The organism is Kriegella aquimaris (assembly GCF_900103215.1).
Taxonomy (GTDB): Bacteria; Bacteroidota; Bacteroidia; order Flavobacteriales; family Flavobacteriaceae; genus Kriegella; species Kriegella aquimaris.
This window is the reverse complement of the sequence record NZ_FNGV01000002.1, coordinates 610,274-627,418: the sequence shown is the minus strand read 5'-3', so window position 1 is coordinate 627,418 and position 17,145 is coordinate 610,274. Positions and strand designations below refer to the sequence as shown.

Annotated in this window: 14 protein-coding genes; 7 read left to right on the top strand and 7 right to left on the bottom strand. The window is 39.3% G+C overall.

Going from position 1 to position 17,145, the window contains the following annotated elements; all coding sequences use genetic code 11:
* Positions 1–13 precede the first annotated feature (13 nt).
* The 7 genes from BLS33_RS07775 to BLS33_RS07745 all read right to left on the bottom strand — a co-directional run bounded on the left by BLS33_RS07775 (position 14) and on the right by BLS33_RS07745 (position 8,492).
* Positions 14–1,105: a DUF3179 domain-containing protein gene (locus BLS33_RS07775; protein WP_089887002.1), complete on the bottom strand. Its 1,092-nt coding sequence runs from the start codon at positions 1,103–1,105 to the stop codon at positions 14–16.
* A gap of 5 nt (positions 1,106–1,110) precedes the next feature.
* Complete coding sequence (locus BLS33_RS07770) at positions 1,111–2,076, bottom strand: transporter (protein ID WP_143017585.1); 966 nt, start codon at positions 2,074–2,076, stop codon at positions 1,111–1,113.
* Between the two features lie 110 nt (positions 2,077–2,186).
* Entirely contained in the window at positions 2,187–2,543 is a 357-nt protein-coding gene (locus BLS33_RS07765) for a heavy-metal-associated domain-containing protein (RefSeq protein ID WP_089886998.1), read from the bottom strand.
* A gap of 18 nt (positions 2,544–2,561) precedes the next feature.
* A complete protein-coding gene (locus BLS33_RS07760) occupies positions 2,562–4,823 on the bottom strand; it encodes a TonB-dependent receptor plug domain-containing protein (protein ID WP_089886996.1) in 2,262 nt (753 codons plus the stop codon).
* A 23-nt stretch (positions 4,824–4,846) separates the two neighbouring features.
* Complete coding sequence (locus tag BLS33_RS07755; protein WP_089886993.1) at positions 4,847–7,342, bottom strand: heavy metal translocating P-type ATPase; 2,496 nt, start codon at positions 7,340–7,342, stop codon at positions 4,847–4,849.
* A 73-nt stretch (positions 7,343–7,415) separates the two neighbouring features.
* A complete protein-coding gene (locus BLS33_RS07750) occupies positions 7,416–7,982 on the bottom strand; it encodes an AraC family transcriptional regulator (protein WP_089887174.1) in 567 nt (188 codons plus the stop codon).
* Between the two features lie 96 nt (positions 7,983–8,078).
* Positions 8,079–8,492, bottom strand: a complete 414-nt coding sequence (locus BLS33_RS07745; RefSeq protein ID WP_089886990.1) for an HYC_CC_PP family protein — start codon at positions 8,490–8,492, stop codon at positions 8,079–8,081.
* A gap of 213 nt (positions 8,493–8,705) precedes the next feature.
* Between BLS33_RS07745 and BLS33_RS07740 the strand changes: the two genes are divergently transcribed.
* The 7 genes from BLS33_RS07740 (at position 8,706) to rodA (ending at position 17,130) form a co-directional block, all read left to right on the top strand.
* A complete protein-coding gene (locus BLS33_RS07740; RefSeq protein WP_089886987.1) occupies positions 8,706–9,002 on the top strand; it encodes a hypothetical protein in 297 nt (98 codons plus the stop codon).
* Positions 9,003–9,205: 203 nt separating this feature from the next.
* Positions 9,206–9,673 carry a GAF domain-containing protein gene (locus BLS33_RS07735; RefSeq protein WP_089887171.1) on the top strand — a complete coding sequence of 156 codons (468 nt, stop codon included), beginning with the start codon at positions 9,206–9,208 and terminating at the stop codon, positions 9,671–9,673.
* Between the two features lie 277 nt (positions 9,674–9,950).
* Positions 9,951–11,483 (top strand): bifunctional phosphoribosylaminoimidazolecarboxamide formyltransferase/IMP cyclohydrolase, encoded by a 1,533-nt coding sequence (gene purH / locus BLS33_RS07730; protein WP_089886984.1) that lies wholly within the window; start codon positions 9,951–9,953, stop codon positions 11,481–11,483.
* Positions 11,484–11,548: 65 nt separating this feature from the next.
* A complete protein-coding gene (locus tag BLS33_RS07725; protein WP_089886981.1) occupies positions 11,549–12,577 on the top strand; it encodes a rod shape-determining protein in 1,029 nt (342 codons plus the stop codon).
* Positions 12,578–12,674: 97 nt separating this feature from the next.
* The gene (gene mreC / locus BLS33_RS07720) at positions 12,675–13,490 is read left to right on the top strand and encodes a rod shape-determining protein MreC (RefSeq protein WP_089886979.1); all 816 of its coding nucleotides are present in this window, start codon (positions 12,675–12,677) and stop codon (positions 13,488–13,490) included.
* Between the two features lie 498 nt (positions 13,491–13,988).
* Positions 13,989–15,857, top strand: a complete 1,869-nt coding sequence (locus BLS33_RS07710; protein WP_089886974.1) for a peptidoglycan D,D-transpeptidase FtsI family protein — start codon at positions 13,989–13,991, stop codon at positions 15,855–15,857.
* Positions 15,847–17,130 carry a rod shape-determining protein RodA gene (gene rodA / locus BLS33_RS07705; RefSeq protein WP_089886972.1) on the top strand — a complete coding sequence of 428 codons (1,284 nt, stop codon included), beginning with the start codon at positions 15,847–15,849 and terminating at the stop codon, positions 17,128–17,130. The genes BLS33_RS07710 and rodA overlap by 11 nt, the downstream gene beginning before the upstream one ends.
* Positions 17,131–17,145 lie beyond the last annotated feature (15 nt).

Here is a 17,145-nt window from a genome sequence, read left to right as displayed (position 1 = left end):
TAAACACCAAACTTTAGTCGCCATAAATTACCGTGTTATAAAAGGCGGGTATAGAAAACCAATATCCCATGAACGATTCGGAAGGTTTTAAGTGTTCGGATCCTGAAACGGCTTCCCCAAAAATATTGTACTGCCTACCTTGATTATCTTGCAATACGACTTCTGAGGTGCCATCAAAAACATATTCGAATTCCATACTATCCTGTGAAGCATCCAACTCAAATGAAGCTATAAAATTGGCATTACCTACGACCAGATAATTCCTTGCCCTGAAAGTATCTTTGATAACATGAGCCGTTTGAAAATCAGAAAATTGGTACACCTTGGCAAAACCGCCAATGACTATGGCATGAACCCTATCCTTCAAAGTCAATCTGGTATCTTTAGGCGTTGGAAAGAAAAATAAATTAGTATTGGTTTTGTAATCGGAATACGGATAGGTACCATAAGTTCTTGAAAAACCTGTATTCAAACTTATGACAATCGTATTCGGAAACATTGCTTTCCATGTCTTCCAATCCGTTTCAACAAGTGTAATCAAATCTATGTCTTTACCGGCCAAACTGCCATTTACAGATTCCCCCAAGATTTGTGACCAATTACTTTTCGTCGCCCTATCAAAGGGAATCAAATTCGTTTGGTACAACAGTCCCGAAACTCCAAAAGTGGTATCGCTTCCATCTATGAATCTGTTCCAACCAATGCCCGTTCCCGTCAGCGGGCAATAGGTGATTGCCAATGATGCATCCCCAATATTATCATTTACGATTTCATGCCAGTCCAGCACAATATGTTGATATGCTCTAATATCGTTCCCGTTCTTATATCCTAGAACCAGATCGGTATCTGACAAAAGTGAAGCATTTTCCGCTTTTACCATATCCGGATTTTCCAAAGCAGGTATGCCGTCCCTACCGGGGCCTCCATCCAACACGTCACTTACCGGTATAAGCCAATCCGTATAGGTGTTTTCTGTTTCATTTGGGTCAGGGTTAGAATTCGATGGCCGTGTTCCCGATGTATTTTGGGTTTCCTGTGTACTTGACGAGCTACAGGAAAATAGCGATAGGGCGTAGACCAAAAAAACTAATGTATTCCTTATCATAGCGTTTAATTTAAAATATTCAATTTTTTCTTTTTTAATACAAAGGAAATACCCGCAGTGAAACGAAGGGTAGGTGTCAATTGTGTGCCATCGACATAGCTATAAAGAGGGAGTTCCAATCTTGAGCTAATCGTGATACTCGGTGTCAGCAGTGCTGAAAGTTCTGGTCGTATGAAAATCCATTCACCGCCTGTATTGGGCAATCTCGAACCATCTATCTTATCGAAAGATGCTTTTCGATATTTGAATATCAGTCCAGGACTAAAAATGGTATTGAACAATAGAAATTGATCCGTATAACCCACATTGGCTTGGAATACGTTACCAAATTCATAACTGGATGAATCGCTTAAATAAGAAGTATTCTTACCGGTCAATCGATACGTAAGACTTGCTGAAATAGTCGCCGAAGGTCTAACAGAAAGTCCCTTTGAAACTGACGACCACCCTAAAACGTCCCAAGCACCACTTCCAGGTTGCAAATCTGCGATTAGTTGAAAACCTTCAGCAGTAGTCAAATCAGATTTACCCAATGGCACTTTTGTTCCCAGGCCTACATTCAAGACGGAATTTGTTCCCAAAATATCGGGAATGGCATATTTTATTAAAAATACTGCATCGCCAATTCCTTTTGTAGTAGTTAAATTTTCATTCCCGAATTGAGAGATAATGCGTTTCTGGTTGACCCATGTAAAAAGACTTTCAAAAGAAACCCTATCGGAAATAGCATAGCCCAAATTCAATAAAATAGAATTTGTAACTCTTAATCGTGAATCATCGTCTAGCTTCTCGACACCAGCATTTAGGGTGTTCAGATTATTATAGTCATAATTTAACCCAATATGTAACGACCCTTTGCCCTCGTTGGGTAGTCCCAAATTATTGGATAACGGCACCCCGCCCGAGCAACAGGTTTGTGACCATAAAGGTTCACCGTAGCATAAAAGCAGCATAAACAACAAAATCCGCACCAGTTCTCATTTAGAAGTTGTACGGATTTAGTAATAAAAAAGGGGATTTCCTTACAAGTCCGCAAGTAAACACGCTTTTATTTGCCAATTATTAATGAATAGCTGCCAAATCAATGATCGGCACCATCATCTGTATTATCTTCACGATACCTACAACATGGGTGTACACTCTCATAGGCCTCCTTAGTAGCTTTCAACTCTTTGGTATCATGACCAACGGCGACTATGGCCGTTTTAATTTTCATAGCATCCGTTTTACGCTCGTCCATAATAACGGCTAATTGATGCGTTGGAATATCCCATAGCGCATATTTAACTCCTTTAACACCCAAAGCAGCTTTTTCTATACGTTCTTTACACATGGCACACTTACCGTTGACATCAAAGGTCATTTTTTTATTCTTCTCTTGAGCAAAAGTTACAAGGGCAAAAAAGGTCATGGCTATTGATAAAATCGTCGTTTTCATTTTATTGGTATTTATTCGTTAAATTTTAAATCTAAATCCTGCGTAAAACATTCGGCCCATTATGGGCGCATATACTATTGTTGTATCAAAATTAGGACCAAAAGGGTTATCACCTCCCAAAACAGGATTGCTTTGTTGTACATCAGAGAGGTTTTCTCCTCCCATATACAGTTCAAACGCATTTGAGAACACTTTTGTTATCTGTGCATTCATATGGTTATACGGTGATGAATACGCCGCCAATTGATGCGCAACTGGATTAGAAGACGTATCGGGCAACCTTTTCTTACCCAAACTGTGCAAGGTGTAATCAAACTTCCACTGGGAGCCGTTTTCCCTTGCTTTGGTTTTATACCCAAAGTTAGCAAAAAACCGGTGCTGCGCCTGTAAGGGTTTCTGTAAAGAACCACTTTTATAATCTGTAGCAACATCATAATATTTATAGGCTGTGCGAAAATCTAACCGAGGCAAAAGCTCATAATTTACCTCTACCTGAAAACTACTGCCCTTACTCTCCCCGTCTAAATTATAAAAGGATACTTCCTGTGGGTTTTCCCAATCTACCACAACCTGATTTCTAAAATCGGTAATGTAATAATCAAAAACAATATTTCCCTTTCGACCCAAAAAATTAAACCCCTGCAGAAAGCTAACTCCGTAATTCCAAGCATCTTCTGGCTCCAAACCATAAACGTCTCCTTCTGAATTCAGAATTTTAATTTCTCTTGATGATGCAAACAGCTGCTGATTCTCGGCAAAAATATTCGCGGCACGCTTTCCCCTACCAAAAGAACCACGTAAGCTACCTTTTTCCCAAGGCGTATAGCGTATGTGAAATCTAGGGGTTATAAAAGTTCCCAGTCGGTTATGACTATCAACTCGAAGACCAGCAGTTAAACTTACCTTTTCTAGATTTTCAAAACTGTACTCAAAAAATGCCCCTGCGGATTTATCCTCCCTTGAATAATCTGTCGTGTTTACTAGCTCATTGTACCCATCGTAAGCAAAAGTAAGTCCGGTTTTGAACTTGTTTCTAGTATCGCCAATAATAGAATTAAAAAGCAGGTTCGTATAGATACTTTCGTGGTTTATGTCATAGCTTCTTAATCCGAAATACGAATCTTGCTTATGCAAACTGTACGCTGTTTGAAAACCAATACTTTGAAAAGGAAGCTCAGGAAAAACGTATCCCAATTTTAGTGACGTATCAAATCGCCGCGTATCAATTTCACCTCCCCACACTCCGGCTCCGCTCAATGCACCTCGATTTCTATCGACTCTGTCGGTATCAGGATTGAAATTAACCTGCCCAACTTGCTTTTCATCATTCAAGAATCGAACATTAAAAAAACTTACCCAACCCTTTTCAGCATCTTGGTACTGCCAACGGTTCATTACATTGATTTGATCAGCAATTGGCGCATCTAAGAATCCGTCTCTATTGTCGTCTTCTTTTTGGGTTCGCTTATTTCCGTGGACATACAAGCCCGTACTCCATTTATCGGTCAGTTTTTTATTTAAATGAGTATTCAACTCGTACCGGCCGTTCTCATTTCCGTACCCATTCACAAAAATGGCTGTATCGGTAAGCGGTTTTACCAACTCGGTATTTATTTGGCCCGAGATACTCTCATAGCCATTCACTACGCTACCTGCGCCCTTTGTAATTTGAATACTCTCTACCCAAGTACCGGGAGTAAATGTTAATCCGTACGCCTGAGAAGCACCGCGAACCATAGGAATATTCTCTTGTGTAATCAACAAATACGGACTCGTCAACCCCAACATCTGAATTTGTTTCGTTCCCGTTAACGCATCGGAAAAATTTACATCGATTGCCGGATTGGTTTCAAAGCTTTCCGCTAGATTACAGCAGGCCGCTTTCAACAATTCCGCACTATTAACCGTAACCACATTTTGCGGACTGAAATAGGCTTTCTGAATGGCGTCACGCTCTTGTCGCACGACTACTTCATCCAATTCATTGGATGCTTTTAAACTATGACGAATAGTTTTAGGCTCTTTTATAGTTAAAGTATCCGACTCAAAACCTACATAACTAATTATTAATCTATCGTATTCTTTTTTATAGGGAATAGAGAATCTTCCCTCTATATCGGTAACTACTCCCATTTGCGAATCTTGCCAATAGACATTGGCACCTGATAGCCCCGCGGTATTAGAATTTCCGGCCTCTACGATTATCCCTTCCACTTTTTCCTGAGAGAAAATGAGCCAAGGCACTACTGTTAAAATAAGTACTACTTTATATTTATTCATTTATTTTTTTTGCTCAAACTTTATCAATTAATTTTTGCCGCTCGTAGACGCAAAGCGTTGGCGATTACAGAAACAGAACTAAAACTCATGGCCAATGCGGCAATCATAGGCGAAAGCAACAATCCGAAAAATGGAAACAAAACTCCCGCCGCAATAGGAATACCAACAGTATTGTAAATCAATGCAAAAAATAAATTCTGCTTGATGTTTTTCATCACCGCATTGCTCAGCTTGCAGGCCTTCACAATACCATGCAAATCGCCTTTGACCAAGGTAATCGAAGCACTTTCGATAGCAACATCGGTACCCGTACCCATGGCAATGCCCACATCACTTTTTGCCAATGCAGGTGCATCATTGATACCATCACCAGCGACCGCAACTTTTCTGCCCTCGGCCTGTAGACGTTCGACCTCTGCTAGTTTATCTTGTGGAAGCATTTCTGCTTTAAAGTCAGCCAAATTGAGTTGATCTGCTACGGCCTTTGCCGTATCGTAATTATCCCCTGTCAGCATGACCACCGCAATACCTGATTTTTGTAATTCCTCAATAGCCTTTTTACTCGTTTCCTTAATCTTATCACCAATAGCAACAAAACCGACAGCCTTTCCATCGATAGCCAAGTATGACACCGTTTTTCCTTGTTTTTGATGTACGACTACGTCTGATTTTAAATTATCTGTAATAGCAACTTTTGCTTCGACCATCATCTTTTCATTACCCAAAGCGATGGACGCACCATATATTTTTCCGGTAACCCCTTTTCCCGTTACGGAATCAAAATCGGCAACTTTCAAAAGTTCTACATTCTGGGCTTTTCCATATTTTACAGTTGCATCAGCCAATGGGTGTTCACTATATTGGTTTAAAGAAACGATGTACTGTAACACCTTTTTCGAATCGAAATTGGTAACACTGACAACTTTTTCCACCGATGGTTTTCCTTCTGTTATGGTTCCAGTTTTATCGACAACTAGGGTATCAATTTTGTCCATACGCTCCAAAGCCTCGGCATTCTTGATCAACACACCTGATTGTGCCCCTTTCCCCACACCGACCATCACCGACATCGGTGTTGCCAGACCTAAAGCACACGGACAGGCAATTATTAATACGGCAATCGCATTGACCAACGCATAGACATAGGCAGGTTCAGGCCCGAAAATGACCCAAACTACAAAGGTGACCACCGAAATAAAGACTACTGCGGGCACAAAATAACTTGAAATTTTATCAGCCAATTTTTGAATAGGAGCCTGACTACGACTCGCTTTGTTCACCATTTCGATAATTTGGGAAAGCAAGGTATCTGCACCTACTTTTTCGGCCTTCATCACAAAGGAACGTTTGCCATTTATGGTACCCGAACTCACCTTATCTCCTTCTACTTTTTGAACAGGTACGGGTTCTCCCGTAATCATAGATTCATCAACCGTACTTTCACCATCGTCGACAACACCATCAACGGGAATTTTATCTCCAGGTTTTACCCGTAACAAATCACCTTTTGAAATTTGGTCGATCGCAATGGTTTCATCTTTTCCATCAACAATTCGGATTGCGCTATTGGGAGCCAATTTCAACAACTCTTTTACTGCAGAATTGGTCTTACTGTGTGCGCGAGCTTCCAACAACTGGCCAAAAAGCACCAAGGTCAAAATAACCGTAGCGGCCTCAAAATATACATGAACTGTGCCTTGTTCTGTTTTAAATTGGGGCGGAAAGAAGTCCGGTACCAAAATAGCAAACACACTGAACAACCATGCTACACCTGCACCAATACCAATTAAGGTAAACATGTTGAGATTCCATGTTTTTACAGAACGGTAGGCACGTTCAAAGAACATCCAAGTAGCATAAAAAACTACAGGAATCGAAAGTGCAAACTGAATCCAATTCCAAGACTTTAAGCTCAATAGTTTATAAAGCGGATTATTAGGTACCATCTCTGACATGGCGATGATAAAAATGGGCAACGTAAAAGCGACCGCTATTTTGAACTTGTTCAGAAGCTTGCCGTAACTTTTTTCTTCCGCAGAGATATCTGCCTGCTTTGGCACTAATTCCATGCCACATATAGGGCAATCACCCAGCTCATCACGAACAACTTCGGGATGCATAGGACAGGTATATTCTTGGGTTACGCTATTGGAGGCACTAACCTGTTCGACCAAATCCATACCGCACACTGGGCAATCGCCCGGCTCGGTATACGTTTTGTCGCCTTCACAATGCATAGGGCAATAAAAAGTACCGTTGCCATTCTCCTGTTTTGTCGGTTTAGTGACCTCGTTACGATGATGGGAACCTGGTTTATGAATGGAATAATGTCCACCATCTTCTTTCATTACATTTTGCAACGTTTCTAAGGGAATTTCTTTATCCATTTCTAAAATGGCTTCGGCCTTTTCTAAATCTACCGAAACATTGGTCACCCCCTTAACGTTGGCCAATACCTGCTCTACATGGGCTCTACACCCATTGCAAGTCATTCCGTGAATATGATATGTATGATTCATTCGTATATTCTTTAAGTATGACACAAAGTTACCACGGAAATTCAGCGCACACTTGACTAGTTATGGTTAAGACTTATACAATTTGGTCTAAGGGTTTGCGCGCCCAATTTTGTGAATTCTTGTATTCAGACATTGACAACCCCGTTACCGCTTTAAACTGCCGAGCGAGATGGCTGCTACTTTTATAGCCCAAAGTATATGCTATCTCGGAAAAGCTCAAATTGTTCATTTGAATCAACTCTTTAGTTCTTTCCGTTTTTAAATTGATAACATATTTTTCTATGGATACACCTTCTGTTTTGCTAAAAAGTTTACTTAGCAAGGAATACTCACGATTTAGTTTTTCTACTAAAAAAGCGGAAACATTCTCTTCCTTTCTTAACTTTTCAGGATTGACAAAATCAATAAGATTCGATTTTACTGCTTCTATTAGAATTTCGTTTTTATCTAAAATCAATTCAAAACCCCTGCTTTCCAAAATATGACGCACTTGTTCAAAATCCAATGGAAAATCGGATGCCACGCTAACCGCGCCTAATTCAACATCGATAGGTGAAGCGCCGATTTCTTCAAATGATTGGGAAACAATCATTTTACATCGATCGCAAACCATATTTTTTATACGGAAAGTGGTTGTCATTTGATAATTTTTAGCAAGCTCAGAATTATTGAAATACATCGAATTTATGCAATCCGAATGCACCTCGAAAAAATGATAGAAAAAACTAAAAAGAAATCAAATCAAGAAGATAGCATCAAGTAAATGGATATTCTTGACAATTTTGGGCGGTATATATGCTGAATATGAAATATACTTAGCCTGCAATGGCTCGAACAGGCCAACATAAGAAGGTGCATAATCAGCGAAGAACAGGCCGTGTTCTAGGTCTAAATCGTTAAAAGCAGGTTTGAGGTCATTCTGACCTTCCACAGCAATTACCTCATGGGCACAGCAAGAGTTTTTTTCTTGGGTCACTTCCGTTTCGTATTCCGAAGACGGGTTCATTCCACAACCTTGCGCATCGACAAAAAAAGCAATATCCACTAAGTGCCCCATACAATAGTGCTTCTCTACTTTCCAAGAAATTGTAGAAAATAGCAGCACGACCGCCATTAGGCAAGAAAAATAGCGATGTAGTTTTTCTTTCATCAGTGCAAAAATACAAATAATTCCGTGTTCAAAGAATTAAACCATTCTTCGATGAAAAATTGAATAGCACTACCATTTATCTGTTGTTTTTGAATTGAAGTGGTTTGTAGACTATGTTAAAATTTAAAATATCCCCTAACAGCTGTTAACCTTGTTACTCGAAAAGCATAAAAGAGCAAATAAAACATTTATTAATCTTTAAATTTTAGTATTATGAGAACAGCAGTTTTAGTTTTAGCCTTTTTGGCTTTCAGCGCAAACACCATGATGGGGCAAACCCGTTGTGCAGATGAAAATGGACGCCCTATTGAATGTCCCAAAATATACCAGATAAAGCCCGATTTGAATCCGCTTGGCCCAAATTGTCTGTCATGTCCAACAAATTTAGACCTTAAAAAAGATTGGCTCTTTAGAAATACTTTCTTCGAAAAAATAATAGGGTTGCCATTTATGATTGCAGCGACCACAGTGAAAATTTTTGATGGGAAGCAGATCAAAAGTGTCAAATAAAAACGTTAAGATGGCTGACTAAAGCGTCGGCATTTTAAAAAAGTTGAAGAATGGCCTATCTGGTATTGTTATCGGGTAGGTCATTTTTGCATTCAAAGTATTTAGGTATCCTTTTTCTAATGGTTACATAAGTTTCATTTTTGATTCGAATACGAAACATCACAAGTTTCTACAAAGCACTACTTTTGCAAAAAATCAAAATTATGTTCAGCGAATTGGAATTGAAAGTCAGTGCGATTTTAAGCACCTCTGACTCCTCCATAGAAAATCGGCTTCAAGCCGTATGTGAATTATTGAAGACCACGGTATCCCATTATGATTGGGTCGGATTCTATTTTAAGAACGGCAATAAAGAAGAATTGAAACTTGGCCCCTATTCCGGAGCGCCCACAGATCATACGATTATTCCATTTGGCAAGGGCATCTGCGGACAAGTAGCCGTCAGCAACCAGAATTTCGTAGTGCCCGATGTTAGTGCCCAAGATAATTACATCGCCTGCAGCCTGACCGTTAAATCCGAAATTGTTGTGCCTTTATTCTTAAATGGTGAAAATGTAGGTCAAATCGACATTGACTCAAATACAACAGACCCATTTTCCGAACAAGATGAACGGTTTTTAGAGTTTGTAAACCAAAATGTGGCCAAGATAATTGATGGCTACCTCGAATAATTACCCCTAAGCAGTAATAAAGCCGTTTTTACCAAAGAGCCAACGCAGCCCCTAAATATAGTGGAGACGGTTCAAAACTTTAACGATTTTGTTGATAACGCGACCGTACTTTTCCCTGTAAAAAAAGTACTTTTGCGCTGTTATACGCCCCGTGCTATTATAATCGGTTCCGAATAACCAGCAAACCATTCGAATTTTTGAAAATTAAACAATAAAGTATTCTCGAAATCGGCAATCAAAATCGAGGATTCATCCCACAATTCCAAACACAAAAAAAATGAGCAGTACCAAAAAAGCCACATCGGCCCTAATTTCCGTATTTCATAAAGATGGATTGGAACCCATCGTAAAAAAATTCGCAGAACTCGGCATTACCATCTATTCTACAGGAGGTACTGAAACATTTATTAAGGATTTGGGCATTGACGTCGTTCCCGTTGAGGAAGTTACCAGTTATCCCTCGATTTTAGGAGGAAGAGTAAAAACCCTTCACCCCAAAGTTTTTGGAGGCATTTTGAATCGCCAGGACAATGAAGGTGATGTTGCCCAATTGGAAGAGTATCAAATTCCACAATTGGATATCGTTATTGTTGATTTATATCCTTTTGAAAAAACCGTTGCCAGTGGTGCATCGGAACAAGATATTATTGAAAAAATAGATATCGGAGGTATTTCATTGATTCGCGCTGCGGCAAAGAACTTTAAAGATGTTCTTTGTGTCAGTTCAATGGAAGATTATAGTGATTTTCTAGATGTAATTTCTTCCAATAATGGAAATACTGTTTTAGAAGACCGTAAACGCTTTGCTGCAAAAGCATTCAATGTTTCCTCGCATTACGATACTGCAATTTTCAATTATTTTAATAAAGACAATCAAGAGACCGTTCTTAAGATTAGTGAAACTAATGGGCAGGTATTGCGCTATGGTGAAAACCCTCATCAAAAAGGTTTCTTTTTTGGTGATTTTGACGCCATATTTAGCAAATTACATGGCAAAGAACTCTCCTATAATAATTTACTCGATGTCGACGCAGCAGTAAACTTGATGAATGAATTCAAGAACGACGATCCCACTTTTGCCATACTAAAACACAACAACGCTTGTGGATTGGCAACAAGAAATACAATTCATTCAGCCTATGTCGATGCCTTGGCAGGAGACCCTGTTTCAGCATTTGGAGGCGTGCTTATCAGTAATGTTGAAATTGACAAAGCTACTGCCGATGAGATTCACAACTTGTTTTGCGAGGTAGTCATCGCGCCAAGTTATTCAGAAGAAGCTTTGCAAGTATTAAAAGGTAAGAAAAACCGCATCATACTTATACAGAATGAAATCGAACTACCTAACACTAATCTCAGGTCATGCCTGAATGGCGTATTGGTTCAAGAAAAAGATTCAAAGACTGATGCTTTGGCCGATTTGCAATACGTAACAAAAAAGCAACCCTCAAAAAGAGAAATTGAAGACCTTATTTTTGCTTCGAAGTTGTGTAAACATACAAAAAGCAACACCATTGTCTTGGCAAAAAACAAGCAATTATGTGCTAGCGGTACCGGGCAAACCTCTCGCGTAGACGCTCTGAATCAGGCGATTCACAAGGCTACATCCTTTAAGTTTGACTTAAATGGCGCGGTTATGGCAAGTGATGCTTTCTTTCCTTTCCCAGATTGTGTTGAGATAGCCAATAAAAGTGGTATTACCAGCGTTATACAACCCGGTGGGTCTATTAAAGATCAATTAAGTGTTGATTATTGCAATGAAAATGGTGTAGCCATGGTAATGACAGGCACGCGTCATTTTAAGCATTAATTTTACTACTTTTGTTGATGAAAATACACCCCTATCAAGCTACTAACATAACCAAACGATAAAAAATGGGATTTTTTGATTTCTTGACAGAGGAAATTGCCATCGATTTAGGTACGGCGAACACCCTGATCATTCACATGGACAAAGTCGTGGTCGATAGTCCATCTATTGTTGCCAGAGATAGAATTTCCGGCAAAATAATCGCTGTTGGCAAAGAGGCCAATATGATGCAAGGTAAGACCCACGAGAATATTAAAACGATTCGTCCTTTGAAAGATGGTGTAATCGCTGATTTCGATGCTTCTGAAAAGATGATCAGCATGTTCATCAAAAACATTCCAGCACTAAAGAAAAAATGGTTTCCACCTGCTTTACGCATGGTTATCTGCATTCCTTCAGGAATTACGGAAGTAGAGATGCGGGCAGTAAAAGAATCGGCTGAGCGTGTCAATGGTAAAGAAGTTTATCTTATTCACGAACCCATGGCCGCAGCCATCGGTATCGGATTGGATATTATGCAACCCAAGGGAAACATGATTGTTGATATAGGTGGTGGTACAACAGAAATTGCAGTCATTGCCCTAGGGGGTATCGTTTGTGATAAATCTGTCAAAATTGCCGGTGATGTTTTCACCAATGATATTATTTATTATATGCGTACCCAGCATAATTTATATGTAGGCGAAGCTACTGCTGAGAGCATTAAAATCGAGATAGGTTCAGCAACAGAAGATTTGCAGACACCCCCTGATGAAAAATCGGTACAGGGTAGAGACTTACTAACTGGAAAACCAAAACAAGTTCAAATTTCGTACAGGGAAATTGCTAAAGCGTTGGACAAATCGATTTTAAGAGTGGAGGACGCCGTTATGGAAACGCTATCTCAAACACCTCCAGAACTGGCTGCCGATATTTATAATACCGGTATTTACCTTGCGGGAGGAGGATCCATGCTTCGCGGACTTGATCGAAGATTGTCACAAAAAACAGATTTACCTGTTTATATCGCGGAAGACCCATTGCGCGCAGTCGTTCGAGGCACTGGTATTGCCTTGAAAAATCTTGAACGATACAAGAGTATTCTTATCAAGTAGACTTCATAGTAGAGTCGAGAAAATTTCAATAATTCAGGTATGTCATCGTTCCACGAATGAAGATGCTTTCACAGCTCGCACAAAAACAATTTAGTGAATGCAACAGATTATAAATTTTGTATTACGGTATAAGAGTTTTTTACTCTATTTCCTTTTACTGACAATAGCCTTGGCATTCACCATACAATCCCATTCGTACCATCAATCACGGTTTTTTAATTCTTCCAATTGGGTTACGGGAAATATCTACGAGACTTCACATGGAATTTCTTCCTATTTTGGACTTAGCGAAGAAAATAAAAAATTAGTTAACGAAAACAAACGGTTAAAAACTTTACTTTTCAATAGGGAAACAACCGATTCTATTGCTCTTGACTCCACCATCAACTACACTGTAGTCGCTGCCAGGGTCATCAAAAACAGTTTTACCGATCAGCGAAACTATATCACCATAAACAAGGGAAAAAATGACAGTATCAAGCAAGATATGGGGGTTATTACTTCAGAAGGTATTCTGGGCATAGTTGAGAACACTTCTGAAAATTTCGCAACAGTTCAGAGTATCTTAAATGAAAAATCAAATATCAATGCCAAAATTAAAAATAGTAATCATTTTGGATCACTGATATGGGATACCAAGACGTATAATGTGGTACAATTGGTCGATATTCCAAGATTCGTACAATTAAACGTTGGCGATACCATTGTTACCGGGGCCATGAGTAGTATTTTCCCTGAAAATATACCCATAGGCACCATAAAAAAATTCAATCTCGATACGGCCAAGAGTTTTTACAGTATTGATGTCGATCTTTTCAATGATATGACAAATATTAAAAATGTTTACATAGTTAACAATGTGTATAAATCTGAAATAGAGCAACTGGAAGCCAAGACCTTAAACAATGATTAGTAATTACTACTTTTTGAATGTCATTCGCTTTACATTGCTTGTATTAGTGCAGGTACTGGTCTTCAATAGGCTTAATTTCTTTGGGTTTATCAACCCGATGGTTTACATTCTTTTCATATACTGGTATCCTATCAAGGAAAACCGATCAGCTTTTATAGCATTAAGTTTTCTTCTCGGACTTTCCATTGATTTCTTTTCTGACACAATGGCATTGAACGCAGCATCTACGGTAACAATTGCTTATTTGCGCCCGACAATAATGCGATTTGTTTTTGGAGTCAACTTCGAATTCCAAAGTTTTAAGCTAAGTAATACCACTAAAGCACAACAAATCACGTTTTTAGCGTTACTAATAATAGTACATCATCTTGTTTTCTTCACCCTAGAAGTTTTTAGTTTGGAAAACTTTCTATTAGTTTTGAAAAAGACGGTTTCTATAGGTTTAGCAACATTGGTACTATGTTTGCTGTTTGGTTCATTATTCAGTGCTAGCAAAGAATGAAAAGAATTCTACTTTCTTCGATTATTATTATTATAGGAATTACGTTTATCAGCAGGTTATCATACCTACAGATATTCAGTTTTTCCCCTAATGAAGTGCTGGAAGACCCCGCCATAACACGGATTTACGACTATCCTGAACGTGGCTATATCTATGACAGAAATGGCAAATTATTGGTCGCAAACCAACCGGCCTACGATGTAATGGTTATTCCGAGAGAAGTAAGAGCCTTAGACACGCTAGAATTTTGCGGACTGCTGGGCATTGAAAAGGAAAAGTTCATTAAAAGCTTAAAAAAGGCTCGTATTTATTCCACCCGATTGCCCTCGGTTTTGGTACCTCAACTTTCCAAAGAAGATTACGCCAAACTACAGGAAAAAATGCGCCACTATCAGGGCTTCTATATTCAAAAACGCTCTTTGCGCGATTATGACACCTTTAGTGCTGCAAATGTTTTAGGCTATATCAGTGAGGTAAACGAACGTGATTTGGCCAAAAACCCTTTTTACATTCAGGGCGAATTAACAGGTCGATCCGGTGTGGAAAAACAATATGAAGATATTCTCCGAGGCAGAAAAGGCGTACAGTATATTCAAAAAGACCGATTTAACAGGGACATTGGCCCGTACAAAGACAAAATCATGGACACTTTGCCCGAACAAGGCAAGGAAATAAGTATTACCATAGACAAAGATTTACAGGAATACGGTGAACGATTGATGAATGGAAAACACGGAGGTATCGTCGCCATAGAGCCTTCTTCGGGTGAAATACTCTCCATGATATCTGGTCCCACATATAATCCTGCTTTATTAGTCGGTCGGGAACGTTCTAAAAATTATAGTGCTCTCCATTACGATACTATCGCTAAACCTTTATTCGATCGCTCCATTTCATTTGAAAAAGAGCCTGGATCCCCTTTCAAAACATTGAATGCCCTAGTCGCTTTGCAGGAAGGTGTAATTACTCCTGAAACATCAATCCGATGCTATAATGGTTTTTACATTGGCAGAAAAAAAAGAGGTTGTCACTGCGGTGGAGGTCTTAGGGATTTAAATAGCGGCATTTACCATTCATGCAATGCCTATTTTGCCGGGGTATTCCAAAAAATATTTAGTAAGTATCCCACTTCGGACGAAAGTATGGATGCTTGGGAAAAACACATTCGAAGTTTTGGTCTTGGCGGATATTTAGGTTCTGATATTTACACGGGCCGACCCGGAAGAGTGCCCAACAAAGAGTTATATGACAAATGGTATGGCGACAACCGATGGTCATGGTCTTATATTTATTCAAATGCCATAGGACAGGGTGAAATCGCCGTGACTCCACTTCAACTGGCTAATATGACTGCTGCCATAGCCAATCGGGGGCACTTCTATATTCCGCACATCTTAAAGAAAATTGAAGGTGAAGATATAACAGATCCGAAATTTACAGAACCTCAACATACTACTATTGATAAAAAGCACTTTGACCCTGTAGTTCAAGGCATGGCCGATGTTTACACTAAAGGAACCGCTAGATGGGTGCAAATACCAGATATAACGATTGCAGGAAAAACAGGTACTGTTGAAAATTTCACCAAAATAGATGGGGTCAAAACTCAATTGACCGACAACTCAGTTTTCGTTGCTTTTGCCCCAGTTGACAATCCGAAAATTGCCATCGCCGTCTATATAGAGAATGGCTACTATGGCTCTCGATATGCCGGACACATTGCTTCCTTGATGATTGAAAAATATATAAAAGGATTTATTACTCGAAAAGATCTCGAAAAAAAGATGTTAGATCGGACTTTAGAGCATGAATATGCCAAGCCTTACAGCGGAAAAGAGTTTAAGATTAACGAGTATGTCTGGTAAAAGTATCTTACGACGGATCGATTGGCTTACCGTACTCTTCTATTTGCTTCTGATAACGATTGGATGGGTCAATATTTATTCAAGCACATTTACAGAAGCCGAACCTTCGATTTTTAATTTTGGCACGTTACACGGCAAACAGTTATTTTTTATTGGTGTCAGTTTATTGGCAATTATCATAGTATTGGCTTTAGAGGCCAGTTTTTATGAACGTTTTGCCAGTGTTTTTTATGTTATTGCCATGATATTGCTCTTAGGCCTATTCGTTTTTGGCAAGACCGTGGCAGGTGCTACCTCTTGGTACAACTTGGGCTTCTTTAACCTGCAACCAACCGAATTGGCAAAGGTTGCCACAGCTTTGGCACTTGCAAAATATTTAAGCGACATACAAACCGACATTAAGCGTCACAAAGATCAATTGTACGCCTTCTTGATTTTATTAATACCCGCCTTATTGATAATTCCACAACCCGATCCCGGCAGTGCTTTAGTTTTCTTTTCATTGGCGTTTGTCATTTTTAGAGAGGGTCTACCTCTCTATTATTTAGGCATTGTATTTATTGCCATACTGGTATTTGTAACAACTTTAATGTTCGGTACCATATGGGTCATTATCGCATTGGCCTTAATGGTCGTCCTATTCTTCCTATTTAAGAAAAAAAGGTTTAGGGTGCCAATTATGCCATTGGCCTCTGCTTTGGTCGTCACAATATTATTTTCCCTATCGGTCAATTTCGTTTTCAACAACGTGTTCGAGCAACGCCATAGAGACCGATTCAGCCTATGGCTAAGGTTGGAAAAAGATCCCAAAAAACTTGAACAAATACGCAAAACTATAGGCTACAATACCTATCAATCTGAAAAGGCCATAGAGTCGGGGGGGCTTTTTGGCAAAGGGTTTTTAGAGGGAACTCGTACCAAAGGTGATTTCGTTCCGGAACAACATTCAGATTATATTTTTACTACTGTAGGTGAAGAATGGGGCTTCATCGGCACCACCAGTGTAATTCTACTTTTCACGCTCATGTTATTGCGACTGGTCTACTTGGCCGAGCGGCAAAAGACAGATTTTGCCCGTATGTACGGTTATGGTGTAATTTCAATTCTATTGATTCATTACTTCATAAATATAGGTATGGTTATCGGATTACTACCCACCATTGGAATTCCGTTGCCTTTATTTAGCTATGGGGGCTCAGGTATGATTTTCTTCACCATACTGATTTTTATATTTTTAAAATTGGATGCCAATAGGTTAAAGGAAGGAGTCTAGCATCCAGCAATCAAA